This window comes from Novosphingobium sp. (genome assembly GCF_040079535.1).
Classification (GTDB): Bacteria; Pseudomonadota; Alphaproteobacteria; order Sphingomonadales; family Sphingomonadaceae; genus Novosphingobium.
The window spans coordinates 82,367-108,936 of the sequence record NZ_JBEBKB010000004.1 but is presented as its reverse complement, the minus strand read 5'-3'; the positions used below and the strand labels follow the sequence as shown (position 1 = coordinate 108,936).

25 protein-coding genes are annotated in these 26,570 nt (G+C 61.8%); 9 read left to right on the top strand and 16 right to left on the bottom strand.

Annotated elements, in window-relative coordinates:
• From ABL914_RS02750 to ABL914_RS02735, 4 genes are all read left to right on the top strand, one after another.
• Nucleotides 1-613, top strand: a 613-nt coding sequence (locus ABL914_RS02750; protein WP_391561618.1) for an outer membrane lipoprotein carrier protein LolA, incomplete at its 5' end; no start/stop codon positions are given.
• 292 nt (nt 614-905) lie between these two features.
• On the top strand, nt 906-1,697 hold the full coding sequence (locus ABL914_RS02745) for an exodeoxyribonuclease III (RefSeq protein ID WP_391561617.1): 792 nt from the start codon (nt 906-908) through the stop codon (nt 1,695-1,697).
• 22 nt (nt 1,698-1,719) lie between these two features.
• Nucleotides 1,720-2,793 carry a GTP cyclohydrolase II gene (gene ribA / locus ABL914_RS02740; RefSeq protein ID WP_391561616.1) on the top strand — a complete coding sequence of 358 codons (1,074 nt, stop codon included), beginning with the start codon at nt 1,720-1,722 and terminating at the stop codon, nt 2,791-2,793.
• Entirely contained in the window at nt 2,790-3,299 is a 510-nt protein-coding gene (locus ABL914_RS02735; RefSeq protein ID WP_391561615.1) for a GNAT family N-acetyltransferase, read from the top strand. The genes ribA and ABL914_RS02735 overlap by 4 nt, the downstream gene beginning before the upstream one ends.
• Here the strand turns inward: ABL914_RS02735 and ABL914_RS02730 are convergent.
• The 6 genes from ABL914_RS02730 to ABL914_RS02705 all read right to left on the bottom strand — a co-directional run bounded on the left by ABL914_RS02730 (nt 3,296) and on the right by ABL914_RS02705 (nt 8,643).
• On the bottom strand, nt 3,296-3,619 hold the full coding sequence (locus ABL914_RS02730) for a hypothetical protein (protein WP_391561614.1): 324 nt from the start codon (nt 3,617-3,619) through the stop codon (nt 3,296-3,298). The two genes, ABL914_RS02735 and ABL914_RS02730, sit on opposite strands and share 4 nt — an antisense overlap.
• Nucleotides 3,612-3,824 carry a toxin-antitoxin system HicB family antitoxin gene (locus ABL914_RS02725; RefSeq protein ID WP_391561613.1) on the bottom strand — a complete coding sequence of 71 codons (213 nt, stop codon included), beginning with the start codon at nt 3,822-3,824 and terminating at the stop codon, nt 3,612-3,614. The genes ABL914_RS02730 and ABL914_RS02725 overlap by 8 nt, the downstream gene beginning before the upstream one ends.
• Before the next feature lie 7 nt (nt 3,825-3,831).
• Entirely contained in the window at nt 3,832-4,743 is a 912-nt protein-coding gene (locus ABL914_RS02720; protein ID WP_391561612.1) for an SPFH domain-containing protein, read from the bottom strand.
• 89 nt (nt 4,744-4,832) lie between these two features.
• Complete coding sequence (gene recQ, locus ABL914_RS02715; RefSeq protein WP_391561611.1) at nt 4,833-6,623, bottom strand: DNA helicase RecQ; 1,791 nt, start codon at nt 6,621-6,623, stop codon at nt 4,833-4,835.
• Nucleotides 6,624-6,649: 26 nt separating this feature from the next.
• Nucleotides 6,650-7,852 carry a serine hydrolase domain-containing protein gene (locus ABL914_RS02710; protein ID WP_391561610.1) on the bottom strand — a complete coding sequence of 401 codons (1,203 nt, stop codon included), beginning with the start codon at nt 7,850-7,852 and terminating at the stop codon, nt 6,650-6,652.
• Entirely contained in the window at nt 7,849-8,643 is a 795-nt protein-coding gene (locus tag ABL914_RS02705; RefSeq protein WP_391561609.1) for a hypothetical protein, read from the bottom strand. Before ABL914_RS02705 ends, ABL914_RS02710 begins: the two co-directional genes overlap by 4 nt.
• 141 nt (nt 8,644-8,784) lie before the next feature.
• On the opposite strand from ABL914_RS02705, the gene ABL914_RS02700 reads away from it, so the two are divergent.
• Nucleotides 8,785-9,789: a DUF4424 family protein gene (locus ABL914_RS02700; protein WP_391561608.1), complete on the top strand. Its 1,005-nt coding sequence runs from the start codon at nt 8,785-8,787 to the stop codon at nt 9,787-9,789.
• A gap of 137 nt (nt 9,790-9,926) precedes the next feature.
• Here ABL914_RS02700 and metH read toward each other — a convergent pair whose 3' ends face one another.
• From metH to ABL914_RS02675, 5 genes are read right to left on the bottom strand one after another with little or no spacing between them, the layout of a single operon-like run.
• On the bottom strand, nt 9,927-12,530 hold the full coding sequence (metH, locus tag ABL914_RS02695; RefSeq protein WP_391561607.1) for a methionine synthase: 2,604 nt from the start codon (nt 12,528-12,530) through the stop codon (nt 9,927-9,929).
• Complete coding sequence (locus tag ABL914_RS02690) at nt 12,527-13,060, bottom strand: GNAT family N-acetyltransferase (protein WP_391561606.1); 534 nt, start codon at nt 13,058-13,060, stop codon at nt 12,527-12,529. The genes metH and ABL914_RS02690 overlap by 4 nt, the downstream gene beginning before the upstream one ends.
• Nucleotides 13,060-14,106 (bottom strand): homocysteine S-methyltransferase family protein, encoded by a 1,047-nt coding sequence (locus ABL914_RS02685; RefSeq protein ID WP_391561605.1) that lies wholly within the window; start codon nt 14,104-14,106, stop codon nt 13,060-13,062. The genes ABL914_RS02690 and ABL914_RS02685 overlap by 1 nt, the downstream gene beginning before the upstream one ends.
• Nucleotides 14,103-15,032, bottom strand: a complete 930-nt coding sequence (gene metF / locus ABL914_RS02680; protein WP_391561604.1) for a methylenetetrahydrofolate reductase [NAD(P)H] — start codon at nt 15,030-15,032, stop codon at nt 14,103-14,105. The genes ABL914_RS02685 and metF overlap by 4 nt, the downstream gene beginning before the upstream one ends.
• Nucleotides 15,032-16,006, bottom strand: coding sequence for an ArsR/SmtB family transcription factor (locus ABL914_RS02675; RefSeq protein WP_391561603.1), 975 nt, complete (start codon nt 16,004-16,006; stop codon nt 15,032-15,034). The genes metF and ABL914_RS02675 overlap by 1 nt, the downstream gene beginning before the upstream one ends.
• A 164-nt stretch (nt 16,007-16,170) precedes the next feature.
• On the opposite strand from ABL914_RS02675, the gene ABL914_RS02670 reads away from it, so the two are divergent.
• Nucleotides 16,171-16,383: a hypothetical protein gene (locus ABL914_RS02670; protein WP_391561602.1), complete on the top strand. Its 213-nt coding sequence runs from the start codon at nt 16,171-16,173 to the stop codon at nt 16,381-16,383.
• Nucleotides 16,384-16,468: 85 nt separating this feature from the next.
• Entirely contained in the window at nt 16,469-16,690 is a 222-nt protein-coding gene (locus ABL914_RS02665; protein ID WP_391561601.1) for a hypothetical protein, read from the top strand.
• Between the two features lie 13 nt (nt 16,691-16,703).
• Here ABL914_RS02665 and arfB read toward each other — a convergent pair whose 3' ends face one another.
• From arfB to pabB, 4 genes are read right to left on the bottom strand one after another with little or no spacing between them, the layout of a single operon-like run.
• A complete protein-coding gene (gene arfB / locus ABL914_RS02660; RefSeq protein WP_391561600.1) occupies nt 16,704-17,123 on the bottom strand; it encodes an alternative ribosome rescue aminoacyl-tRNA hydrolase ArfB in 420 nt (139 codons plus the stop codon).
• Nucleotides 17,104-17,772, bottom strand: coding sequence for an RluA family pseudouridine synthase (locus ABL914_RS02655; RefSeq protein WP_391561599.1), 669 nt, complete (start codon nt 17,770-17,772; stop codon nt 17,104-17,106). The genes arfB and ABL914_RS02655 overlap by 20 nt, the downstream gene beginning before the upstream one ends.
• Nucleotides 17,769-18,935: a pyridoxal phosphate-dependent aminotransferase gene (locus tag ABL914_RS02650; protein WP_391561598.1), complete on the bottom strand. Its 1,167-nt coding sequence runs from the start codon at nt 18,933-18,935 to the stop codon at nt 17,769-17,771. The genes ABL914_RS02655 and ABL914_RS02650 overlap by 4 nt, the downstream gene beginning before the upstream one ends.
• On the bottom strand, nt 18,932-20,731 hold the full coding sequence (gene pabB, locus ABL914_RS02645; RefSeq protein WP_391561597.1) for an aminodeoxychorismate synthase component I: 1,800 nt from the start codon (nt 20,729-20,731) through the stop codon (nt 18,932-18,934). Before pabB ends, ABL914_RS02650 begins: the two co-directional genes overlap by 4 nt.
• Before the next feature lie 115 nt (nt 20,732-20,846).
• On the opposite strand from pabB, the gene ABL914_RS02640 reads away from it, so the two are divergent.
• Nucleotides 20,847-22,421: a helicase HerA-like domain-containing protein gene (locus tag ABL914_RS02640; RefSeq protein WP_391561596.1), complete on the top strand. Its 1,575-nt coding sequence runs from the start codon at nt 20,847-20,849 to the stop codon at nt 22,419-22,421.
• A 100-nt stretch (nt 22,422-22,521) separates the two neighbouring features.
• A complete protein-coding gene (locus ABL914_RS02635) occupies nt 22,522-25,197 on the top strand; it encodes a M1 family metallopeptidase (RefSeq protein WP_391561595.1) in 2,676 nt (891 codons plus the stop codon).
• Here ABL914_RS02635 and ABL914_RS02630 read toward each other — a convergent pair.
• A complete protein-coding gene (locus tag ABL914_RS02630; RefSeq protein WP_391561594.1) occupies nt 25,194-26,534 on the bottom strand; it encodes a sensor histidine kinase in 1,341 nt (446 codons plus the stop codon). The two genes, ABL914_RS02635 and ABL914_RS02630, sit on opposite strands and share 4 nt — an antisense overlap.
• Nucleotides 26,535-26,570: the final 36 nt, after the last annotated feature.

Here is a 26,570-nt window from a genome sequence, read left to right as displayed (position 1 = left end):
TTCGGCGGCGCTTGTCGTTTCTGCGCCCGTCGCACTGGTTTCTTCCGCGCCTGCCGCCGCACAATCGCAAAGCGCCGATCTGGCGAATGCCGTTGCCGCCTTGCGCGCGATCACCACGATGCAGGCCGATTTCGTCCAGGCGGACCTGCGTGGCAGCAGGCTGCGCGGTGTGCTTACCCTGAAGGCCCCCGGCAAGATCCGTTTTCAATATGAAAAGAGCGTGCCAATCCTGATCGTCTCGGATGGTAAGGCGCTGACCTTCATCGATTACAAAGTCCGCCAGGTGCAACGCTGGCCAATCTCAAACAGCCCGCTGGGCGCGCTGCTCAATCCGCGCGGCAATGCGATGCAATATGCCAGGCTGGCCGGTGCCACCAACGGCCAGATCGTCAGCGTTGAAGTGCGCGACAAGAAGCACCCCGAATACGGCGTGATAACATTCGTGTTCATCCGCAAGGCCGGCGCACCCGGCGGGCTTGAACTGTCGAGCTGGGCAACGCTCGACTCGCAGAACGCACGGACGGTCGTGACACTATCGAATCAGCGTTATGGACTGGCGGTTTCGGACAACACTTTCCGGTTCAACGATCCGCGCACGCCCACTCGTCGATGAGGGCGCTCAGCTCGTCGTGGGCCGTGCCTGAGTTGCGACAATTTGCGACAACCACCTTGCAATTGTTCATGACAGCGCAAGGCGAATCCGCCTAAAACCTAGTTCGACAGCGCGGCTTTGAGGCGGGTTTCCCCCCTGTTGCCCATGCCTCCACACGGGCCGGTCTGTCGTAGCGTGACGAACGCACAAACGAACCCTCGGACCAAATGCCCCCGGTCCGAGGGTTTTTGTTTGTCCAAGGCAGGCTGGCCCACCCCTTGCCGCACCGCGCTGGTCCACCTAAAGCCCCACGATGCTTTCAGTTGCCACATGGAACATCAATTCGGTTCGCCTGCGGGTGGATCAGGTCATTCGGTTCCTTGAGGAGCAGCAGCCGGACGTCTTGTGCCTGCAAGAAATCAAGACGATCGAGGCGACCTTTCCGCATGAAGCCTTCGAAGCCGCCGGGTACACCCACCGCGCGGTGCATGGCCAAAAGGGCTATCACGGCGTCGCCACGGTCAGCCGGATCCCGCTGCGCGAAGTGAGCCGCAACGACTGGCAGGCAAATGGTGAGGCGCGGCATGTCGGCGTGGAGCTGCTTGGTCCCGGGCAGGGCATTGTGATCGAAAACGTCTACATCCCGGCTGGCGGCGATATTCCCGATCGCGCAGCCAATCCTAAGTTCGGCCAGAAACTCGACTTCCTTGAACGGATGACCAGATGGTCCGAACAGCTCGGCCGCCCTACCCTGCTGGTCGGTGATTTCAACGTCGCTCCGCTGGAATGCGACGTTTACGATCACAAGGCCCTGCTCAAAGTGGTCAGCCATACCCCGCTAGAGGTTGAGACGCTGGCCCGGTTGCAGGCCGCGCACGACTGGGTGGATCTGGGCCGCAAGCACATCCCCGCACCAGAGCGGAACTGGTCGTGGTGGTCTTACCGCACCTATTGGCAGGGCAAGGATCGCGGGCGGCGGCTTGATCACATGTGGGCCTCGCCAGATTTGGCCGCGACATCAACCGGCCACCGGATTGCCGAGGAAACACGGGCTTGGGAGCAATGCAGCGATCACGTCCCGTTGATTACCGAGTTCGATCTTTGAGCGCGCTTGCGCCTAGCGCGCTGTGGCTGTGACCAGCGGAACAGTCAGCGGCGGCCGCCGCGCTGCGCAGGCGATTGACGCCTTGCGCCACGGTTGGCCAATCCGGATTGATGGTGCCTACACCTTGCTGCCGGCCGAGACCGGACTGGGCACAGCGCAAAGCGAACAGATGCTGATTTCAGCCGCGCGGGCCGTTACCCTGAAACTGGCCAACCAGCTCGACGCCGCAGTCCCGGAAGCCCCCGTGCAGCTGCGCGCGGCCGATCCATTTGGTCTGGCCGCTGCACGCGCGCTGGCCGATCCGGCGCTTGATCTGGCCAATCCGCTCAAAGGCCCCTTCCTTGCCGAGCCGCTGGCCAATCCCGCCGCCGCCCGCGCCGCCATGGAACTGGCTCGGCTGGCCGGAATCCTGCCAGCATTCCTGATCGATCCCGTTCCAGCGGGCGAATTGCAAGAAGTGAACTCCGCCGATCTTGCCGCTTTTTCCGATAGCGCGCAGATCATGATTGCCAGCCGGGCGCGCTTGCCGATCGAAGCGCTGGATGAAGCAGAGATCATCGCGTTCCGTTCCAGCGATGATCTGCGCGAACATGTCGCCCTCATCATCGGCAAGCAAAACGGGGATCAGACCCCCTTGGTGCGGCTGCACAGCGAATGCCTGACCGGAGACGTGTTGGGCAGCCTCAAATGCGATTGCGGGCCGCAGCTTGACGCTGCACTGCATGCTATGGCGCACGCAGCACGCGAAGGATCGGGCTGGGGCATATTGCTATACTTGCGCCAGGAAGGCCGCGGGATCGGCCTGATCAACAAGCTGCGCGCGTATCAACTGCAGGATCAGGGGTTTGATACGGTCGATGCCAACCAGCGCCTGGGCCTGCCGAACGAGGCCCGCGATTTTCCAGTGGCGGCGCGGATGCTTCACCTGTTGGGGGTGCGCCGGGTACGGTTGATGACCAACAACCCCGTCAAGGTCGAGGCACTGGCCAGTGCCGGTGTCGAAGTGGCTGAGCGGGTGCCGCATCAGCTTCCGGCCAATCCGCACAATGCCCGCTATCTGGCCACCAAGCGCGATCGATCAGGGCATTTGCTTTGACCACCAGTTTTGCGATCCGCCTTGAACACCCCGGCGATGAAGCGGCAATCCACGATCTGGTCAAGCGCGCCTTCGCCCCGATGCCGTTCAGTGATGGCGACGAGCAGCACCTGGTCGATGCGCTGCGCCGCGATGGAGATCTGATCCTTTCGCTGGTTGCCGCCGAACCGGCCGGCACGATCATCGGCCATATCGCCTTCAGCCCGGTGACGATTGACGCTGCCCATTGCCACTGGTTCCAGATGGCTCCGGTTTCGGTCGAGCCCAGCCGGCAACTGGGCGGAATTGGCACCGCACTGATCACTGCCGGGATCGAACGCCTGCGCAGTGCGGGTGCGTGCGGCGTGGCAGTGGTGGGAAATCCAGCTTATTATGAACGCTTTGGGTTTGCCCAATTCCCCGGCCTTGTCCCGCTTTCGGATCACGACAAGCCCTATTTCCGGGCCATTGCGCTTAACGGTGAACCGCCCAGCGGCACGCTGCGCTACGCCCCGGCGTTTGGTTAGCGCCGCCCGCGTTTCTTTTGGGCTTCACGCTCTCGCATGAAATCGATCATCAGGTTCATATCGATAACCTCGCTTCGGACCTTCATCCACCGCGACATCGCAAAGCCCCAGCCGATCATAACCAGGGTGAAACCAGTGATAAAGGCTGCTGATTGCGCGGTGCTGAGCTCGCGGTTCATCAGCCAGGTAAATGTGAAGACAATCGGCAGCAGCGCCAGCATCCACAATGACAGGTAAAGCCAACCCTTTCGATTGCGCGGTTCGATCTTCATATTCCAGCCGTTCTTGAAACAGATGAACGGTTTTTCTTCCTCAGCCATCTGCGTCTTCCTCTTTCACCGGCCGGCCACGCTTGGCTGGCTCGCCCGCCTCAACCTTCACCCCGCGCTTGGCCAAGGCTTCGCGCAGCAGCACTTCAACCTGGGCATTGACCGAACGGAAGTCGCTCGCCGCCGCCCGTTCCAGCGCCGTGTAGAGCGCTGGATCGAGACGGAGTGCGAACGATTTTTTGCCCGGACTTGCCACGCATCACCTATGTGTAGAGCGAGCCCGTGTTGACCACCGGCTGGGTATCGCGCTCACCGCACAGAACCACCATCAGGTTCGAAACCATCGCGGCCCGGCGTTCGTCATCCAGGTGAACGACGTTCTTTTCGCTTAGCTGTTGCAGCGCCATTTCGACCATCGAAACTGCACCCAGCACCAGCTTGGACCGCGCCGCGATCACGGCTTCGGCTTGCTGGCGGCGCAGCATCGCCCCGGCAATCTCGGGGGCGTAGGCCAGGTGCGTCAGCCCGCATTCGTCCACCGTTAGTCCCGCCAGGCCCAGCCGTACGTTAAGCTCTGTGCGCAGCTCGGAATTCACTTCACCATGGTTGGAGCGCAGCGTCACCTCGTGATGCTCGATATCGTCATACGGATAGCGCGAACCGATCGAGCGCACCGCAGCCTCAATCTGCACTTCGACGAACGCCTTGTAATCATCGACATCGTAAAGCGCCTGCGCAGTATCGGCGACGCGCCAGACCACATTGGTGGCAATTTCAATCGGATTGCCGCGCAGATCGTTGATCTTGAGTTTTTCGGAAACCACATTGTTTGCACGGACCGAGATCTTGGTCTTGCCCATCCACGGCCAGACCCAGCGCAGCCCGGTGTTGCGATCGGTGCCGCGATAAGAACCGAACAGCGTGATCGCCGCTGCCTGATTAGGCTGAATCATATAAAACCCGCTGGACAGGATCACCAAGGCCACTGCCGAAAGCCCGGTCGAGACGACAAAGCCGAAAATGGCTTCATCAGGCGGGTTCGATCCGGCAAAGGCAATGATACGCCAGATGGTCAGAATGAGCAGCGCCAGAAAGGCAACAAAGATCAGATAGCCGCTGGTGCTCCAGACCTTGGTTTCGCGAATGGAATTCATCGCAGGATGCGAATCGGTCATCAATATTCCCCTAAATGTGATATCACTTTAATATCGATTTTTGGGGAACTGTCAAATTCAATCGCGCTTGTGAGAGTGGCATCGGCGGATCAGAACTGCCGGACCACCGTCAGAAAAGCGTCGCCATATGCCTCAAGCTTACGCGCGCCCACGCCGGTCACTTCGCCCAGTGCCGATAGGCTGGCCGGGCGCGTGGCGGCCATTTCACGCAAGGTACTGTCATGGAACACCACATAGGGCGGCACGCCGGCCTGCGCGGCCAGATCGCGGCGCAGCTCACGCAAGGCATCGAACAGCGGATCACCTTGCGGATTGACCCCGCCGCTACGTTCGCGCCGCGGTTTGCGGCCAGCGCTGCGTTCCTGCTTGGGCGGCAAGGCAATCAGCACGGCATCCTCACCCTTCAGGATGGCGCGGGCATCATTGCCCAACATCAAGCCGCCGTGTTCGGTTGGCAGCAGGCTGCCCCGCGCCTGGAGCGCCCGGGCCAGCGGGCGCAGCAAATGCGCTTCATCACTGCCTACAATCCCAAAGACCGAAAGCTGATCGTGACCGCGCCCGGCAGACCGTTCATCAGGCTGTCCCAGCAGCACCTTTTCGATATATCCAAAGCCAAAACTCTGCCCGGTGCGATAGACTGCTGAGAGTAGCTTTTGCGCCAATTGGGTGGCATCGACCACGCCCGGCGCATCAAGGCAATTGTCGCAATTTCCGCAAGCCGGCGGCGGATCTTCGCCGAAATGGCGCAGCAACAGTGCGCGGCGGCACCCGGCGGTTTCGACCAGCAGCGCAAGCACATCGAGCCGTTTGCGCTCCCCCTCGCGGCGGTGCTCTTCCACTTCGGACAGGCGCTGGCGGGCGCGGGCAAAATCATCAGCGGCCCACAGCATCAGTGCAACCGATGCATCGCCATCCCGCCCGGCGCGGCCGGTCTCCTGATAATAAGCCTCAATCGATTTGGGCACCCCGGCATGGGCGACAAATCGCACATCTGGCTTGTCGATCCCCATCCCGAACGCGACCGTCGCCACCATCACCATATCCTCGGACGCCACGAATGCGGCCTGATTTGCTTGCCGTAGCTGCGGATCAAGCCCGGCGTGATACGGCAGCACCGTGCGCCCGGTGGCCGCAGCCAACTTCTCTGCCAGATCCTCCACCTTTTTGCGGGTTTGGGCATAGACGATCCCAGGTCCGGGTTGCTCTGCCATCAGCGCGGTCAGCTGGCGAACCGGATTGTCGCGGTGGCGCACGTTGTAGCGGATATTGGGCCGATCAAACCCGGCAACGATCAATCCGTCCTCACCGATCCCCAGCTGCGCCAGGATGTCGGCGCGGGTAAGGGCATCGGCGGTGGCGGTCAGCGCAAGGCGCGGAACGGTGGGAAACGAATCCATCAGTGGCCGCAGCAGCCGGTAGTCCGGACGGAAATCGTGGCCCCATTCAGAAACGCAGTGCGCTTCGTCGATTGCAAACAGGCTGACCTCGGCCTTGCTCAGCAGCTCACGGAAATGCGATTGGCTGGCACGCTCTGGCGCGACATACAGCAGATCGAGCGCCCCGGTCCGAAACGCATCGATAGCGCGTTCGCGGCTTTCCTCGCCATCGGCGCTGGTCAGGCTGGCGGCGCGAATCCCGTTGGCCTCGGCCCCGCGCAGCTGATCGTGCATCAAAGCGATCAGCGGGCTGATCACCACGCATGTGCCCGGCAGCACAACCGCAGGCAATTGATAGGTCAGGCTTTTGCCCGCACCGGTTGGCATCACCGCCAGCGTGCCCTGACCAGCCATCACCCGATCAACCACCTGGTCCTGCACCCCGCGAAAGGCAGAAAAGCCGAAAGTGGTGTGGAGCGTTTCAAGAAGATCGGGCGTGGTCACCCAATTGGCCTAGCGAGAGTTGCCGCCTAGCGGAAGGGCACGCGGGCCGCTCTCTCCACAATGGATTCTTCCGCCGCCAGAAATGCACTGCGACCCTTGGGGGCATCATCGGGCACCGCAGTTGTAAAGAAGGCAAGCCCTTTGCCAGACCTGGGATCAAGCCAAAGTCCAGCCTTTAAGCCATAGGCATCGCCCGCATGGCCAATCCGGCGCACACCATCGCCGAACAGATCATCGTGGCAGCCTGCCCCGCCGCTGCCGATGGTGTGCAATGCCAGGCCGAAGGCGCAGAAAAACCCATCCGGCAAGCCATTTTCACCCACACCGTTCGCGCCGCTAAGGCGCCAGGCCGGGCGGGTCAGCACGGCATAGGCGCGCGGCGAAAGAAAGCCCTTGCCGCGCCGAGCCAGCACCTGGCCAATCCGGGCGAGATCGCGCATCGAAATCCTGAGTCCGCCCTGGGGGGAGAACAGCGCGCCATTTTCGCCCAGTCGGTAAGACCACAGATCGCATTTGCCGCCGGGCCCGGCCACCACCGGGCAGGCCGGGAAGGTGCCGTGCAGATCATCGCGGGCCACTTCGCCGGTTGAACGGTACAGCACCACCGCGCGGCGCACCGCGCCCGCCGAACAGCCTGCCCCCCAATTAAAACAGGCATCGAGTTTCAGCGGCCCCAGCACCAGGTGCTGCATCGCCACATCGAAGCGCTGGCCAGTAGCCTTTTCGATTACCGAGGCGATCACCGGGAAATTGAGATTGGTATAGTGAAACCAGCCTGATCCGGGTGGATGGCTGGTGTCCCAAACAAGGCGGTCAGCCAGCCGTTCGCGCAGGGAAATGCCAAACGGGATCAGATACAGATCATCCCCGTCAATCAGGCTGGATTGGTGGGACAGCAGCAGCCGCAGCGTGATCGGCCTATCAGGAAATGCCGGGTTGCGCAGCGGGTAGCCGAGATAGCCGGAAACATCGCGATCAAGATCAAGCTTTCCGGCATCGACCAGCCGCATCACCCCCAGCGCTGTGACCAACTTCGAGATCGAGGCGATCCGCACGAGACTGTCTGCCGTGGCGGGGCGATGCGCGGCCCGATCGGCCTCGCCTTCAACCAGAACGGGCCGGATCGACGCGCGATCAAACGCAACCGCAACCCTGGCCGGCGGCGCGGCCTGAGCCTGAGCGGCACAGAACGCCGCCAACAGCAACAACACCGCGCCGCGCAACTTCATTCAAAAACGCTGGTCAGCCCGGTAGAAGGCCCCGCGCCCTCCACAGCGATCAGTTCGTGATAGAGCGCGACAAGCCCCGCACCGATCACCATGGCAATCGCCCAGGCATAGACCGCCGAACCTGCGATCAACAACGGGCTGAAACCGGCCTGGCTCAATTTGGCAAACTGTTCAGGCCCGCCGCTCATCAAAGCGCCGCCGAATACCATCAAGGGGGCATAGATCAGCACGCACAGCAGCAGCAGAAACACGAAGACCAACAGCCGCGAACCGCGGGTCAGATCGCGGCTGCGCTGAAAGGCACCGAACACCCCGGCCCCTTCCCCGATCAGCGCCGGTAGCGCCGCAGACCATATCACCAGCATCAGCACGCCCGGCACGATCAGCAGCATGAAGCCAAACATAATGCCCAGGGTCCACAGAATTGACAGCCCAAGAACCGGCAGCAACTTGGCCAATCCTGCGGAAATGCAGCCAGCCAGGCTGACGTCACGCTGTTCGGCCAGATCAAGATAGCCGGTAATCGATCCCGCGCTGTTGAAGGCGCCAGCGAACATGGAGAACAGCAGCGACGCCAAATACCAGGCCGAAGCGAACATCGCGAGCGGTGCCAGCTTTGGATCGGCCGGCATGTTTTCAGCCAGCCCCTGAACAGTCATCCATTGCAGGCCCCAACCGATCCCCTGGCCCAGCAGCGTGGCCAGCAGCAAGAACACCCCAACGGTGCCGATCCCATCGCGCATCAATCCAAACGTCCGCGAAAATGCTCGCCCGATATCGAAAGTCTGCATGATGCCTCCCTGCTGAAGTTGCACGGGAATCTAGCAGCACAACCGCGATTGACCAGCCGGAAATGCTCTGCCGCCAAGGGCTGGGCAGCGCCAGCTTATCGTGCAATCAAGGGCGCGCTGCAAAGCCGGAGGGTTTGAACCATGCGCCATACATCATCGCTTTCACAGATTTTGGCCTGTGCGATCCTGGCGCTGGCAGTGCCCGCGCTGGGCAATGACAGCGAGGCTGAGGTTAGCATCGGCGGGATTGAGCTGGTTGCAAACCGATTGATCTCGATGGATTCCGAAGACCTTTATATCTCTGCGGATGTGGTCAGGGTTCGCTATCGCTATACCAACCATTCGAATCGCGATCAGGAATTGACCGTTTCTTTCCCGCTGCCCGTGATCAAGGCAGACGAAGAAGCGCTTTATGGCGATCGGATGATCCCCGATTTCGCGGCTCTGAAATTTCACACCGAAGTGAACGGCAAGCCGGTGAAATTCCAGATCGTCAAGCGGGCCGAGGTGAAAGGCCGCGATGTTACGGCGCAAGTGCAGAACCTGGGCTGGCCGATCGAATGGATCACCGGCTCTGGTGATCAACCGCAATTCGTCAAACGGCTGACAACCGGTGAGACCGCCCGGTTTGTGGCCGGCGGGCTGCTGCGCCGCGACAGTGCCGGAACGGCATGGCCCAGCTGGGATTTGGTCACACATGTCACCCGCAAACAGATCTTTCCGGCGCACCGCACAATTGAAGTGACGCACCGTTATGCCCCGATGATCGGCGGATCGGTGGCCGGTTCGCTTTTCCCATCAGTGCGCAAGACCGAGACCGGCATCCTCAAGACCTATTGCATCGACAAACCGTTCCTGGCGGCCTTCGACCGAAAAGTGGCAGAGCGTATGGGCAGGCCGGACGCGCCGATGGCCTATAGTGAAACATGGATCGGCTATGTCTTGTCCAGCGGCCGCAATTGGCGCGGACCGATCAAGGACTTTCGGCTGGTGGTGGACAAGGGCAAGCCTGAAAACCTGGTCAGCTTCTGCATGTCCGGGGTCAAAAAGATCTCACCCACCCAGTTCGAAGTGCGCCGCCGCAACTTTGAACCCAAAGGCGATCTCAAGATCCTGATCGTCGAGTGGCCCAGCATCGAGGGTTGATCAAAGTCTGTTCCACTTACGTGGAAACAAGACCGGCCCACTCCCCCTCCCGGCCACCCAATTCTAGGGCAACCTATGGGTGGCCGGGAGGGGGAGGGGGCCGGTGTTGTGTTGTTTCAGTCCAACTGAAACAAACTCTAGTCCAAATTAGGCCGCAGCCAGCGCTCGGCCACGCCCAGCTCCATCTCGCGCCGCGCGGCATAGTCTTCAAGCTGATCGCGGCCGATCCGGGCAACTCCAAAATACGCGCTTTCTGGGTGCGCGAAATAGAACCCAGATACCGCAGCTGTGGGCAGCATGGCCTGGCTTTCGGTCAGCACGATCCCGGCGTTTTCACCGGCATTCAGCAGTTCGAACAGGATCGGTTTGAGGCTGTGATCGGGACAGGCAGGATAGCCTGGTGCCGGGCGGATCCCTCGGTATTGCTCGCGGATCAGCGCCTCGTTGGTCAGCTGTTCGCCCGGCGCATAGCCCCACAATGTGGTTCGCACATGGCTGTGCAGCCGTTCGGCAAAGGCTTCGGCAAAACGGTCCGCCAAGGCTTTCAGCAGAATGTCTGAATAGTCATCGTGGTCAGCGCGGAACCGTTCAAGATGCGGTTCGATCCCGTGGATGCCCACGGCAAATCCGCCAATCCAATCGCCATCGGGATCGATGAAATCGGCCAGGCAATAATTCGCCCGGTCGCGGCTCTTTCGGATCTGTTGGCGCAGGAAGGGGATGCGGATATGACGCTCTTCCTCGGTCAGATAGAGCATGACATCATCGTCCTCACGCGCGCAGGGCCAGAAACCGGCGACCCCTTTGGCGGTAAGCCATTTTTCGCTGACGATCTTGTCCAGCATTGTCAGCGCATCGGCATGGAGCGCGCGGGCGCTTTCACCAACCACTTCGTCGCTGAGCACCGCAGGATAGGTTCCGGCCAGCTCCCAGGCGCGGAAGAACGGGGTCCAATCAAAGCATTCCACCAGATCGGCAAGATCCCAATCGGCAAACACATGCAGGCCCGGCTGTTCGGGCGGCGGCGCCTTGTCGCTCATATCGGCCTTGAAGCTGTTGGCGCGGGCATCATCCAGGCTCAGCAAGATCGAGGGATCCTTGCCAGCACGAACATCGCGGACATGCTGGTAATCTTCGGCCGTCGCCGTGATGAACGGCTGTGCCTGGGTATCGGAAAGCAGCTGGCTGGCGACCCCAACCGCGCGGCTGGCGTCAAGCACATGGATCACCGGGCCATCATAGGCCGGATCAATCCGCAGCGCGGTGTGGATCTTGCTGGTAGTGGCCCCGCCGATCAGCAGCGGCATGGTGAAGCCAGCCCGCTGCATTTCCTCTGCCACGGTCACCATTTCATCAAGGCTGGGGGTGATCAGACCCGACAGCCCGATAATATCGGCATCTTCTGCAATCGCGGTTTCAAGGATCCTGGTCCACGGCACCATCACGCCAAGGTCAATCACTTCATAGCCGTTGCATTGCAGCACCACGCCAACGATGTTCTTGCCAATATCGTGGACGTCACCCTTCACAGTCGCCATCACGATCTTGCCCTTGGGCCGTGCGCCGGCTTCCTTGGCTGCTTCGATGAATGGGATCAGGTGGGCGACGGCCTTCTTCATCACGCGCGCTGATTTTACCACTTGCGGCAGGAACATCTTGCCCGCCCCAAACAGATCGCCAACGGTGTTCATCCCCGCCATCAGCGGGCCTTCGATCACCTCGATCGGGCGCGGGTAAAGCTGGCGGGCTTCTTCGGTATCATCGACAACATGCGCATCGATGCCTTTGACCAACGCATGTTCAAGCCGCCGCACCACATCCCAGCTGCGCCATTCTTCAGCTTCCTTCTGGGCCTTCACGTCCGTGCCGCGGAAGCTTTCAGCCATCGCGATCAGACGCTCGGTGGCATCATCCCGCCGGGCCAGAATCACATCCTCGCAGGCATCGCGCAGCGCCGGATCGATCGTATCATAAATATCGATCTGCCCGGCATTGACGATCGCCATATCCAGGCCCGCCTGGATCGCGTGATAGAGGAACACGGAATGCATCGCCCGGCGCACCGGCTCATTCCCGCGGAACGAAAACGACAGGTTCGAAAGCCCGCCACTGGTGTGGACGTGCGGGCAGCGGCGCTTGATCTCGGCCACCGCCTCGATGAAATCGAGTGCATAGCGGTCATGCTCTTCCATGCCGGTCGCGACCGCGAAAATATTGGGATCGAAGATGATGTCCTCGGCCGGAAAGCCGATCCCGGTCAGCAGCTTGTAGGCGCGCTCGCAGATCTCGACCTTGCGGTCGCGGGTGTCGGCCTGGCCCTTTTCATCAAACGCCATGACCACCACCGCGGCGCCGTAATCCAGGCATTTTTGCGCCTGTTCAAGGAACTGGGCCTCGCCTTCTTTCATCGAGATCGAATTGACGATCGGCTTGCCCGAAACGCATTTAATCCCGGCTTCGATCACGTCCCACTTAGAACTGTCGATCATCACCGGCACCCGGGCGATATCGGGTTCTGCGCCGATCAGCTTGAGGAATGTGGTCATCGCGAAGACCGCGTCGAGCAGGCCTTCGTCCATGTTGACGTCGATGATCTGTGCGCCATTTTCCACCTGCTGGCGCGCCACTTCTACCGCGCGGGCATAATCACCCGCAAGGATCAGCTTCTTGAACGCGGCAGAGCCCGTCACATTGGTACGTTCGCCGACATTGACGAAGCGGGCGGAATTGGCGGCGGTCATGTCTGTTCCAAAGGTTTGGCGAGGATGTAATCGTCGAACGTTTCAGTGCCGACTGTAAAATTGCGGGTGCCGATGATCTCGAACCCGCTCTTGCGGTAAAAGCCCAGCGCGCGTTCGTTGTCACGGTTGGTACCCAGCACCAGCCGGCGATGCCCGGCCGCTCCGGCGATAACCGTGTCAAGCAAGTCGCCCGCCAGGCCTTGTCCCTTGCAGCGATCGAGCAGGTAGATCCGCTTAAGTTCAATATCGCCGTCTTGCGGATCAGGCAGAGCCGATCTGGTCAGCAGTGCAAAGCCAAGCGGCGCGGCTGTTTTCACTGCCTCAACCAGCCAGGCGCGGGCGCCTTCGGCCAGCGCTTTGCGAAACGCCGCCGCGCTGTTCTGCGTTTCGCAGTGCGCAATGATATCGGCGGCCTGCACCAGGCCCGCATAGGCCTCAAGAAACGTCGCCTGCGCAACCAGCGCCAGCGCGGCCGCATCATCGGGCCCAGCAACACGAATCCGGGCTTCGAGAAATCCGTCGATCCCCATCAGGCGGCCATCACGAACGGCTCAAGCCCGGCAAGGCGGGTCATTGGCTGCTGCGCTGGAATCGCCCGCGCGGGCAATCCGGCAACCGCCCGCGCCATCGCCGCAATGTGCGCTGGCGTGTTGCCGCAGCACCCACCAAGAATGTTGACCTGCCCAGCCTCTGCCCATTCGCGGACCAGTGCCGATGTGGTTTCCGGCAGCTCGTCATACTCACCCAGTTCATTGGGCAGACCGGCATTGGGATAGGCCATCAACAGGCAATCGGCGATCCCGCTGAGCAGCCGCACATGCGGGCGCAATTGCGATGCACCAAAGCTGCAATTGAGCCCGATCGTGACGGGCCGGGCATGGCGCACCGAATGCCAGAACGCCTCAACCGTGTGGCCCGAAAGGTTGCGGCCCGACAGATCGGTTAGCGTCATCGACAGCATCAGCGGCAGCTCGCGGCCCAGCTCGCGTTCCAGCTCTTTCACCGCCATGATCGCGGCCTTGCAATTGAGCGTATCGAACACCGTTTCGACCAGAATATAATCCGCCCCGCCTTCAGCCAGTGCGCGCGATTGTTCGCGGTAAACATCCTTGACCAGATCAAAATCGACCTCGCGGTAACCCGGATCGTTGACATCGGGTGAAAGCGACAGCGTCTTGTTGGTTGGCCCCACGGCGCCCACCACAAAGCGCGGCAGGCCGTCCCTCGCCGTTGCTTCAGCACAGGCCGCACGGATGATCTGCGCGGCAGACCGGTTGATCTCGCCAACCAGATGCTCGGCCCCGTAATCGGCCTGGCTGATCCGGTTGGCGTTGAACGTGTTGGTAGCCAGCACCCGCGCGCCTGCCGCAATGTAACTATCGCATATTTTGCGGATGACTTGTGGCTGGGTCAGGTTGACCAGATCGTTGTTGCCCTTCTGATCGCGATCCAGCCCGGTTGTTCCGCGATAGGCCGCTTCATCCAGTTTTTCGGCCTGGATCGCGGTGCCATAAGGGCCATCCTTGATCAGGATCGCCTTGGCCGCTTCGGCCAGCAGAATTTCGCGCGGTGTCATGGGCGGGGTTCCTTGGGACGCAGGCCGAGCAGATGGCAGATCGCATAGCTCAATTCAGCCCGATTGAGCGTGTAGAAATGGAAATCGCGCACGCCGCCTGCATAGAGCCGGCGGCAAAATTCGGCGCAAACCGTGGCGGCAACCAGCTGGCGGCTGGCAGGGCGCTGATCAAGTCCCTCGAACAGGCCGTCCATCCAGGCCGGAATCGCCGCCCCGCAGGCTTTCGCGAAATTGCGGGCCTGAGCGACATTCGTAACCGGCAAAATCCCGGGATAGACCGCCGCATCGACCCCGGCTGCGGCCAGCCGATCACGAAAGCGGAAATACACTTCGGGTTCAAAGAAGAACTGGGTGATCGCCGAACTGGCCCCGGCATCCAGCTTGCGTTTAAGGTTGTCAATATCTGCCGCCGCGCTGGCGGCATCAGGATGGACTTCAGGATAGGCCGCAACCGAAATTTCAAATGGAGCGATCTGCCTTAACCCTGCAACCAGTTCGGCCGCATTGGCATAGCCTTCGGGGTGCGGCGTAAACGGCACTCCGGGTGCGCCCATATCGCCCCGCAATGCAACCACGTGGCGCACACCCGCCTGCCAATAGGCCTCGGCAACCTTGCGGATATCGTCCTTGCTGGCATCAACGCAGGTCAGATGTGCTGCAGCAGGCAGGCGGGCTTCGGCGATGATCCGTGAAACGGTGGCGTGGGTCCGGTCGCGGGTTGATCCGCCGGCGCCGTAAGTTACCGAAACAAAACGCGGTTCAAGCGGGGCCAGGGTCTCCACCACGTTCCACAACTGCTCGCTCAGCGCATCGGTCTTGGGCGGGAAGAACTCAAAGCTCACCCCGATATCGCCGGGCAGCCCCGCAAACAGCGGCGTATCAAGCGCGGTTCGCGCTTCACGCAGGGCATCAAAGCTGGGGGGCATCAAACGCGTACCTTTGCATTGACCGGGCCGGTGTGGCGCCGTGCGGTCCAGATTTTTACGGTTAGCGACTTACCCGGAAGCGCGCGCGGCGGGGCCGCGGCAAAGCCAGCCCCGGCCAGCAGTGCCAGCATCTGTTCGTCGGTAAAACCAAGCCGCGCGTGGGCATGGGCCGTACGCAACTCCTCGCGATCATGCGCAGCGAAATCGACCACCGCGATCGTGCCGCCCGGCCGGGTGACCCGCGCAGCTTCGGCCAGGGCTGCCTCGGGGGCCTGCGCATAGTGCAGCACCTGATGGAACACCGCTGTATCAAAGCTGGCATCGGCAAATGGCAGGCCAGAAAAATCGCCCTGGACCAAATCCAGCCGATCAGCTGGCAGGTGTTGCAACCGGGCGCGGGCCAGCCGCAGCATTTCCGGACTGTTATCGAGCCCGGTGACCGAGCGGCTATGCGGGCTTAGCAATTGCGCGATCCGCCCGGTTCCGGTGCCGATATCAAGCAGATCACCCAGCGCATCGCCCAGTGCCGCCTGCAGCGCGGCTTCTACCGGGCCATCGGGCGAATGAAGACTGCGCAGACTGTCCCATTCGGCGGCGTGGCGAGCAAAGTACTGCGCTGCGCTGTCCTCTCGCGCGGCGCGGATTGCGGCAAGGTGGCGGCGATCTTCAGCGCAGCGTGCGGCGAACTGCGCGTCATCCTCTTCCGAAACAGCCAGCAACCGGGCTGCTGCTGCGCCAAGCGGCGGTGCACGGGTCACCCCGATTGCGCTGCGCAAGAACACCCAGCTGCCTTCCTTGCGGCGTTCAGCCAGGCCCGCATCGCACAGGATCTTGACATGGCGAGAGACGCGCGGCTGGCTTTGCCCAAGGACTTGTGCCAATTCCCCCACGGCCAGCTCCATCGCGGCTAGCAGCCGCATGATCCGTAATCGGGTAGGGTCGGCAAGGGCCCGCAAGGTGAATTCGATCCGCATTGCCCTATCATATAAAGAAATCTTTATATCCTATCAACACCTCATGGTGGAAATGTCGAATTTGGCGGTGATTGCCGGTTGGCAGCACCCTCCGCGAGGGCTAGAATCGCGAGCATGGACGGCAATCAGGCCGTTGGTCGCAATTTTATCGAGAGGGCTTGTTGATGAAGAAATTTGCCGCCTTGGCCCTGGCAACGGGTGCCGCCCTGGCCCTGACTGCCTGCGGAAGCGCGGAAAGCGCCAAGGAAGAAGCGCAGGCCGAAAACGTTGAAATGCCGGCCGAAGAAGCCATTCCCGATGATGTCAGCGCCCCGGTAGCGGATGCTTCAGCGGGCGCTGGTGCCGAAGCCGCCGATACTCCTGCTGAAAAGCAATAGGGCTGGCACCGCTTGGGAACAGGCGGATGCGGCCACACGGCCGCGTCCGCCTTTTCCTTTTTGCATCGTACGCTATGATAGGCCGATGCGAAATTTTGCCCTGCTCCCGCTGATCCTCCTGGCCGCTTGCTCAAGTGAGGAGCGCAGTGCGGGCGGGGTTACCCCCAATGAAGCCCGCGCGCTGGAAGAGGCGGCGGAAATGTTGCAGGATAAACGCCTGCCCGCTGGCGCAGTGCCGCAAGGCCAGGGGACGCCTTCGGTGCAGCCCGCGCCCAAACCGCAGCCCACAACAAAACCCGCCGGTTAAGAGGGTCCTGGTCCTAATCCATCTGCACTTTGCCGCGTCCGGCCTTGACTGACCCGCGCAGCTTCTTGCCTTCCAGGCGCTGGGTTTTGTTGATCCGGTTGAGCCGGCTTTTGGCCCGCTTTTCGGGGATCTTGAAGGCTTCCTCGATCAATTCACCCAGCCGCACGCGGGCATCCTGACGATTGGCTTCCTGGGTCCGGTGGCGCTGGGCGATAAGCAGCAGTTCGCCTTTACTGGTCATGCGGCTCCCAGCCAGCAGCTTTAACCGCGCGAACACTTCGATCGGCAGCCGCAGTGCATAGACATCCAGCCGCAGCTGCACCGCGGTTGCGACCTTGTTGACGTTTTGTCCACCCGGACCCGATGCCGTTACAAAGCTTTCGCTGACCAATGCCAGCGCGCGGGCAATTGTATCATCCGCTAAGATCGTCATCGCCAAATCCCAGCGCCAGGAAATCCCGCGGCAACGGCGCTACCGCGCTGATGGCCTCTTTGCCTTCGCGCGGCAGGCTGATCGCGCGGGCGTGCAGCATCGTGCGCGGAGCCCCTTTGCCATCGCCATAGACCGGATCGCCCAGCAGCGGCGCACCCAACCCGGCCAGCGCATGAATGCGGATCTGGTGAGTTCGTCCGGTTTCAGGCCGAAATTCAACCAGGGTCAGTTCGCCGCGCACCGCCAGTTTACGCCAGTGGGTGAGCGCCGGCTTGCCTTTCCGGGCCGGGATCATCCGCCAGCCCTGTTCGGCGCTGCTGATCTTGCTGAGCGACAGCTCGATAGTGCCAGCATCTTCCGCGATTGGTCCGGCAACCACGCCAAGATAAAGCTTGTCCACCACCTTCGCCTCAAACGCGGCCGAAAGCCGTTTCAGCGATTTGGGATTGCGCGCCATCAACAGACATCCTGAGGTATCCTGATCGAGCCGGTGGACCGGCCACGGCGCCCGCTGAAATCCCAGCCGCAGCTGCTCCAGAAAATCCTCAAGGCTGCGCGCGCCGCTGCGCGGACGATCAACCGGCAAGCCTGCCGGCTTATCGATCACAAGTGCTTCAGCGTCTTCGAACAAAATTGGAATCTGGGTCATGCCACGGCTCCTGCAATGCGCCGCAAGGCTTCTTCTAGAATTGTATCGGCTGCTGCAAAGCTGATCCGAAAACCGTCCCGTCCGCCAAAGGCGGAAGCAGGAACAACCGCCACACCGGCATCAAGCAAGTGCAGGCACAGCGCCTGATCGTCACCAAATCGGGCCATGTGCGGCGCGGCATCAACCATGCAATAGAAAGCACCATCGGGCACCGGGGCGGACAAACCGGGTATGGCATTGACCGCGCTGACCACCATATCGCGGCGGCGGCGCATTACGGCGCACCAATCTGCCAGAAAATCCTGCGGCCCTTCAAGCGCCGCTACCGCCGCCGCCTGGCTGGGGGTGGACGGGCTGCCCATAGAGTGTGATTGCAACTTGCCCATCGCCTTCACCAGCCATTCGGGCCCAGCCGCAAGGCCAATCCTGAAGCCGGTCATTGCATGGCTTTTTGACAGGCCCGAAACGGTCAGCACCCGGTCTGCCAGATCGGGGCATTCGGCTGCGATGGTTGCATGGCGGCCAGGCAGATAGCGCAGCGGAGCATAGATATCGTCAGACAGGATCAGCACATGCGGGTGCCGCGCCAGCACCGCACCCAGCGCTTGCAGCTGCGCAGCCGAATAGACGGCGCCGGTGGGATTGCCCGGACTGTTCAGCAACAACCAACGGACCTTGGGGGTAATGGCGGCTTCAAGCTGATCGGGCGTGATCCGGTATCCGCCAGCAGGCGAAGTTTCCAGCGGCACCACATTGGCCCCGGCAAAGCGGACGATTTCGGGATAGCTGACCCACCACGGCGCTGGGATCAGGACCGCATCGCCCGGATCCAGAGTAGCAACAAGCGCATGAAAAATTGCCTGTTTGCCCCCCGCGCTGACAATGATCCGATCGGGCGGCACCGCTATTCCCAGATCCCGCGCGTAATGCAGCGCAGCGGCTTTGCGCAGGGCAGCCGTGCCGGCAACCGCGGTATATTTGGTATCGCCCGCATCAAGCGCCGCCTTGGCCGAGGCGATAACATGCGCTGGCGTGGCGAAATCTGGCTCTCCCACGGAAAGCGAGATGATATCGCGGCCGGCCTCGCGCAGGGCAAAAGCGCGATCGGACATCGCCGCCGTGCTGGAAGGAGCGATCCGCGACAGGGCCTGGCTGAGTATCACCGTAGTTTCGCTTTCATCAACCCGCGCAGGGCATTCCCGATCAGAAATCCGTGCTTCAAATCATCAAGTGTAAGTTCGGCTTCGATCGCCCGGCCAGCTTCGATCAGCGAACGGCGCAGCACCCCGGGCAGCAGCCCAAGCGATGCCGCAGGGGTAAGAAGCTGCCCGTCACGCTCTACAAAGATGCTGGTCCAGCAGCCTTCGGTGATCAGGCCATCATCGCGAATAAACAGCGCCTCTCCGGCTCCGGCGGCATGGGCTGCCCCTAGCCCCAGCTCGTAAAAATCGCGGTCGCTGCTTTTGTGGCGCAATCGCCAGTCGCCCGGATCGACCGGGATCGGCAGCACCACGCAATCAACCGGCTCGGCCATGGGTGCGGGTAGTGCCCCCAGTTCCAGGCTGTAGGCCCCGCCACGCGCAACCATCAACCTCAGCCGCGCTGGCGCATCGGCTTCAAAGCACAGCGCCTGGATCGCATTGCGCACCGCATGGCGATCAAACGCAAAGCCCAGCTCGGCGGCGCTGGCCTTGATCCGTTCAAGATGCAGCTCAAGCAGCGGGGTGCCATCTTCCGGCGTAAAGCGCATGGTTTCGATCAGATCGGCGCCGCCAGCAACAAGCCGCACGAACCCGCCCTTGATCAGGCATTCGCGCCATTCAGCCATCATTTCGCTATCGGCAACAATTGCCCCGCCCACGCCCAAAACCGCGCGGCCCCGCTGGTTTTCACCAGGAGTAAGCCGCAATGTCCGGATCGCGACATTAAATGCCGCCTCGCTGGTGCCATCGGGCCCGGCCGCATCGATCCGTCCGATCGCGCCGCAATAGGGCCCGCGCGCATCGCGTTCCACCGCATCGATCAGTTCCATCGCGCGGATCTTGGGCGCACCGGTGATCGAACCGCACGGAAACAGCGCGCGCAGCATATCGACGGCGCCCATCCGGTCCTGCAATTTGGCGCGCACCGTGGTGACCATGGTGTGGACAGTAGGGTAGCTTTCGATCGCAAACGGGGAATCGACCCGAACGCTGCCGGGTTTGGCGACCCGGGAAAGATCGTTGCGGATCAGATCAACGATCATCAGATTTTCGGCACGGTCTTTTTCAGATGCCGCCAGTTCATCCTTCAGCCGGGCGTCCTGTGCCGGATCGCGCCCGCGTGGGCGCGTGCCCTTCATCGGCTTGGCAATCGCTGTGCCATCGCGTTCGTCAAAGAACAGCTCTGGCGAAAAGCTTAAAAGCCAGTGGGTTCCATCAAACAGTACCCCGCCATATCCGGCGTTGGCACCCGGACGCGCGGCGGCATAAAGCGCCAGCGGATCGCCGCGAAACGATCCTGCCAGCGCAAAGGTCAGGTTGGCCTGATAGATATCACCCGCCGAAATCCGTTCCTGCAATTCGGAAAAGGCCCTGGCATAGCCGCCGGGCGAAAGTGCCGGATCCAGTGGCCCCACCTGCGCAGTCCCTTCAGCCCGTGCCGCAAGCCAGCCGGGCACATCTTCGGCCGCGATTTCCGTGCAGGAATCGAACGCCCCAAACCACACCAGTGGCCCGGCGGCGCCGCTGCGCGTTGCCGCCAGCGAGGCCAGCCGCGGTTCCAGCGCAAGGCCGGCTTCATAGGCGAAAAATCCAGCCAGCTGCGCACCTTGCGCTTGCAATGCGGCGATCCGATCCAGCGCCGGCAGAACCTCATCCACGCGCCGCGCCACTACCACTTCGCGCGGTCGCTCATAGAGGCGGGCAGGGCTGGCACCTTGCGGCCGGGCATCGTCAAGCAGGATGAATGGATCGGTCATTTGATCGCGCTTCTAGCGGGGACCTGCGCGACTTGCAAAAAGCCTCTCGCGCATGGGCTTGGCGGCGTCTATCTGTTGGGGAAGCCTTAACAATCTAACGTGGATTTGCTGCACTATGGACGACATCTTCCTTGGTCTGGGTGCCAATGACGCGAAGCAGTTTCTCAAACTGGGCATGGCCAACCGCCACGGACTGATTGCAGGGGCCACCGGCACAGGCAAGACCGTGACCCTGCAAACCATGGCCGAACAGTTCAGCGCCGCCGGAGTGCCGGTGTTCGTAGCTGATGTGAAGGGCGATCTTTCCGGCATCGCGGTGGCGGGCAGTGATAGCTTTGCCCATGCCGATGCGATCAAGGCCCGGGCCCGCCAATTGGGGATCGATCCGTTTGAATATCGCGATAATCCGGCCGTTTTCTGGGACTTGTATGGCCGGCAGGGCCACCCGATCCGTACCACAATTTCCGAGATGGGGCCGCTGCTGCTGGCCCGCCTGCTTGATCTTAATGAGACACAGGAAGGCGTACTGACGGTCTGTTTCAAATGGGCCGATGACAATGGCCTGCTGCTGCTCGATTTTGATGACCTGCAACAGGTACTGATGACCTGCGGGGATAATGCCGCAACGTTGACCACGGCCTATGGCAATATTTCCAAGGCCAGCATCGGCACTATCCAGCGCCAGTTGCTGTCGTTTGAAAGCCAGGGTGCAGACCGGTTTTTTGGCGAACCCGCATTTGAAATCAATGACTTTCTGCGCTGCGACGAGGGCGGAAAGGGCATCATCAATGTGCTGGTTGCCGATCAGTTGATGCGCAACCCCAAGCTTTATTCCACGTTTCTGTTGTGGCTGATGAGCGAACTTTTTGAAGCCCTGCCCGAAGTGGGCGATCCCGAAAAGCCCAACCTGGTGTTCTTCTTCGATGAGGCGCACCTGCTGTTCGATGATCCGCCCAAAGCCTTGTTTGACAAGGTTGAGCAGGTTGTTCGCCTGATCCGGTCCAAAGGGGTGGGTGTATATTTTATCAGCCAGAATCCGATCGATATTCCCGAAAAGATCGCCGGGCAGCTGGGCAATCGCGTCCAGCATGCGCTGCGGGCCTATACCCCGCGCGACCAGAAGGCGATCAAATCGGCGGCTGAAACTTTCCGGATAAATCAGGATCTTGATGTCGAACAGGCCATAACCGAACTGAAAGTTGGCGAAGCGCTGGTTTCGACCCTGGACAGCGATGGCGCGCCAACTGTTGTGCAGCGCACCCTGATCGTCCCCCCGCGCAGCCGGCTGGGGCCGATCACCGACCAGGAGCGCGCGATCATCCAGTCAATCAGTCCGTTCGGAGACAAATACGACACGCCCGTTGATCGGGAGAGCGCTGAAGAAGTCCTGGTACAAAAAGCGCACGATGCGGCGGCGGCTGCGCGCGTTGTCGAAGAGCACGGCGCAGAAGCCCAGCGAGCCCAGCCCCGCGCCAATCCCAGCATGTGGGAAAGGGCCGGCAAGGCCGCGTTTGGCGCAGCGTTAGCTTCGGCGGGAACAATGGTTGCCCGCAAGATGACCGGACGCAAATCGAGCGCGTCACCCGTTGCCTCTGCCGCAAGCGCGGCGGCGGGCGCGATTGGCACTGCGCTGGGCGGGGCAATGCTGGGCCGGTTTGCGCGCGGGCTATTGGGCGGATTGCTGCGCTGACGCTGGTCGGGCAGGGATCGCGCTTCGTCGAAGGGTGCGCTTGCAAAGCAAAGCGGCATGGCCCTTAGGCGGCGCAACCGTATACGCTAAGGAAGAATCCATGCGCCCTCACTTGATTGCCGCCTCTCTGCTTTCGCTGGCGATTGCCGGCCAGGTTCCTGCCGGCACCCCTGCGGCGGATGGCGGAACAGGCGCCGCTGCTGCGCTGGCGCCGGTGCCACCGGGAAAGCTGAGCGGCGCGGTTCGGCCCAAGGCATACCGGATCGACATCAAGGTCGATCCGAGCAGGGAACGTTTTTCCGGTCACGTCGAAATCGATGCCGTTCTGGCCAAGAGCAGCAATTTTATCGATCTGCATGGCCGCGGTCTGGGGATGCAGCGGGCCGTGGCCACTGTGCGCGGCAAGACCTATATTGGACGCTGGTTTGAGCTTGATTCCAGCGGTGTCGCCCGGCTGGTGTTTGATCGCCCGCTGCCCGCCGGACCGATCAAATTGAGCTTCGATTACGATGCGCCGTTCCAAGGCAGCGCATCGGGCATGTTCCGCGTGAAAGTGGGCGATGAATGGTACAGCTGGACCCAGTTCGAATCGATCGATGCCCGCGCCGCATTCCCAGGCTTTGATGAGCCCGGCTTCAAGGTGCCTTTTACCGTTACTTTGCGAACCCGGCCCGGCCAGATGGCAGTCAGCAACGCGCCCGAGCTTTCCAGCAGAACCGAAGATGGCTGGCAGGTTCACCGGTTTGCGCCAACCCTGCCGCTGCCGACCTATCTGGTGGCGATGATGGTGGGTCCGTTCAGCTCGGTTTCGGGGACAGTTCCGGCCACCCCGCAACGCTCCAGGCCGCTGCCGGTGCGGATCATTACAACCAAGCAAAACGCCGGACAGATGACTTTCGCGCTCGACGGCACCAAAGGCATTGTCAAACATCTGGAGAACTACTTCGGCCAGGGCTTCCCCTATCCAAAGCTGGATCAGATTACCTCGCCAATCATGCCCGGCGCGATGGAAAATGCCGGAGCCGATCTCTACTCCGATCCGATCCTGATCATGGATGACAAAGCAACCACTGGGCAAAAGCGTACTTTCGGCATGGTGGTCAGCCATGAACTGGCACACCAATGGTTTGGCGATCTTGTTACGCCTGCCTGGTGGGACGACATCTGGCTTAATGAAAGCTTCGCCAACTGGATGGGCTTCCGGATCGGCGATGAATGGCGCCCCGATCTTAACATCAAGGCAGGCGCACTGGCCGAAGGGTTCAACGCGATGGGCACCGATGCCCTTGTCGCCGGCCGGGCGATCCACCAGCCAATCGCCACAAATGCACAGATCGACGAAGCGTTTGATACCATCACATATGGCAAGGGCGGCCATGTGGTGGCGATGATCGCGGGCTATATGGGCGATACCAAGTTTCGCGATGGGGTGCGCAGCTATATGGCCGCCCACAAGAACGGAAGTGCCACCAGCACTGATTTCTTCGCTGCCATGGCCAAGGTTTCGGGCGATCCCAGGATCATCCCTGCGATGCAGAGCTTTACCGACCAGCAGGGCGTCCCGCTGGTCACCTTCGATCCTGATGGCAAAGGCGGCTATACTGTCAGCCAAAGCCGGTACGCCCGCCTTGGCAGCACCGCCCCGGTCACCCGATGGGGCATTCCCCTGTGCTTGCGGGCGAGCGCGGGCCAGCGCCAATGCCAGCTGATCGATCAGGCCAGCACTGCAATTTCCGTTCCGGGCGCAGGCGCACTGATCCCCAATGCGGGCGGCACGGGTTACTACCGGTTCGAACTGCCCGCGGCCGAATGGGACAAGCTGATTGCGCTGGCCGGCACCCTGCCCGGCGGCGAGGCTTTGGCAATGGACGATTCGCTGTTTGCCAGCTTTCAGGCTGGCCGCGCCAGTGCGGCGCAGCTGCTGACTTCGGCTGAGAAGCTTAGCCACAATCCCGATAGCTATGCCAGCGATGCCGGGATTGACAGCCTGGCGCGCCTGTTCAACGCCGGTATGGTCAGCACTGAAAGCGAAGCCGGCTACCGCCGCTTTGTTGGCGCAATCTATGCGCCGCGTCTTAAGGCCATGGGCTTTGATCTGCAGGCAGGTGCTTATGCCGCCGAAGACCCTGAGAAGTCGCAGCTGCGCGAGCAAGCGGTGTGGCGCCTGGCGATGACCGCACGTGAACCCGCGATCCGGACTGAATTGGGCAAGGCCGCAAGCGCCTATCTGGCTGGCAACAGTATGGCGCTGGATCCAGCCTGGTTTGATGCAGCGTTCCGGATCCTGATCGAGCAGGGCGGTGTGGAAGCGGCCAAGGCGCTTGCTGAACAGGCATTGACCTCGCAAGATCCGCTATTCCGCCCGGCCGCGCTGGGCGCAATCGGTGGTTCTGGCAATGCCGATGTTGGCCGCTGGGTGCTGAACGATTTCAATGATCTGCGCCTGCGCCGCAGCGAACGCTTCGGCCTGATCGGCGGCGTGGCCGGCGCCCGCGAAACCCGCGATATGGCCTTCGATTGGGTCAAAGCGCATGCCGGTGAACTGTTTGGCGGCAACAATGGAATCTTCATGGCATCGCGGTTGCCGCAGATGGTGGGCGGGTTCTGTTCGGCCGAGCGCGCCGACGAGATCGCGGCGCTGCTCCGCCCGCAGCTGCAAGGCAAAACCGGCTCGCTTGAACTTGAACGCACGATCGAACGCGTACGCAGTTGCGGTATTCTGAAGCAGGCCCGCAGCGCAGAGCTTTCAGCGGTGTTTGCCAAGGTTGCTAGCTAAAGCGGCAGTCTGATCGTGGCGGTGAGGCCGGTGATATCCCCGGCGTCATCGCGGCGGTTCTCCAGCCGCAGCGATCCACCATGCTGCTCGGCAATCGCGCGGGCCAGGGTCAGGCCCAGCCCCGCCCCGCCAGTGATGCTGTTGCGCGAAGGCTCACCGCGGGTGAATGGTTCCTGCATCCGTTCGATCTGATCGGCAGCAATGCCCGGCCCATCATCATCGATCCGGATCACGGCGTGCGTGTTCTCGCTGGTCAGCACGATCCGGGCAGTCTGGCCATAACGCAGCGCGTTGACCACCAGATTACGCACGGCGCGGCGCAGCCAGGTTGCCCGCAGCGCCAGCACGGTGCGCTGGGCGCCGAAAAATTCCACCGGCTCGCCCATGTCTTCGAACTCTTCGGCAACCCCGGCCACCAGCGCTGAAAGATCGGTCACCTCTAGCGGATCGCTGGGACGGCCAACCCGGGCCAGGCTGAGGATATCGTCTAGGCTGCGGGTGATATCCTCAATCGTCGCCGCCATTTTTGCGCGTTCGGCTGGATTTTCAACGCCCTCGATCCGAACCCGCAGTGCGGCCAACGGGGTTTTCAGATCATGCCCGATAGCGCCCAGCATCACGTCTTTTTCATCCAGCAGCGAAGCCAGCCGGGCTTCCATCGCATTGTGCGCCACGATCAGGCGGTGCATATCATCGGGGCCCTGGGGTTCAAGCTGGCCTTGGGCATCGCGGGTCTGGGCGAATTGCTCCAGCCGCCGGGTCAGTGCCTTCAAGGGTTTGGTAATCTGGCCCACGATCAGCGCAATCGCGCCAAACAGCAGGCCATAAAGCAACAGCGTTTGCGCGATCAAAGTTGCCAGCAAGCCGCGTTCCGGGCGCGGGATCGGCACACGGACCAGCATCCAGCCCTGCGGCGCAAGTTCCACAGCGGCAACCATCACTTCGCGCGGCGATGGTGGGGCGCGATCACCCAGAACCTTGGCCCGCCGCGCGGCGCGGCGGGACAGCATTGGATATTCCTGAGCCCCGCGGCGAAACACCAGCACAGCCTTGGTAGTCAGCCCCTGCCCGGCCAGCACCTCTTGCAGTTCACGCTCAGCCCGGCTGTTGCGATGATCCTCGGGTTTGAGCGGCGATGCTGCAGCGGTCTCTACCCGCAGCTGCCGTGCCGCTTCAATCGCCCCAGGCGGGTGGCGGCCTTCCAGCCGCTGTTCGCGTGTGGCCGCAAACAGGCGGATCGCGGCGGTGTGAACCAGTGCCGCCTCGCGGCGCTCTGCCTGGGCGCGCCATAGCAATGCGGCGCTGATCCCCTGCGCCAGCAAAAGGGCAAGCGCCACCGCCAGCAAAAGCTGTCCTTGCAGGCTTTTTGGCCA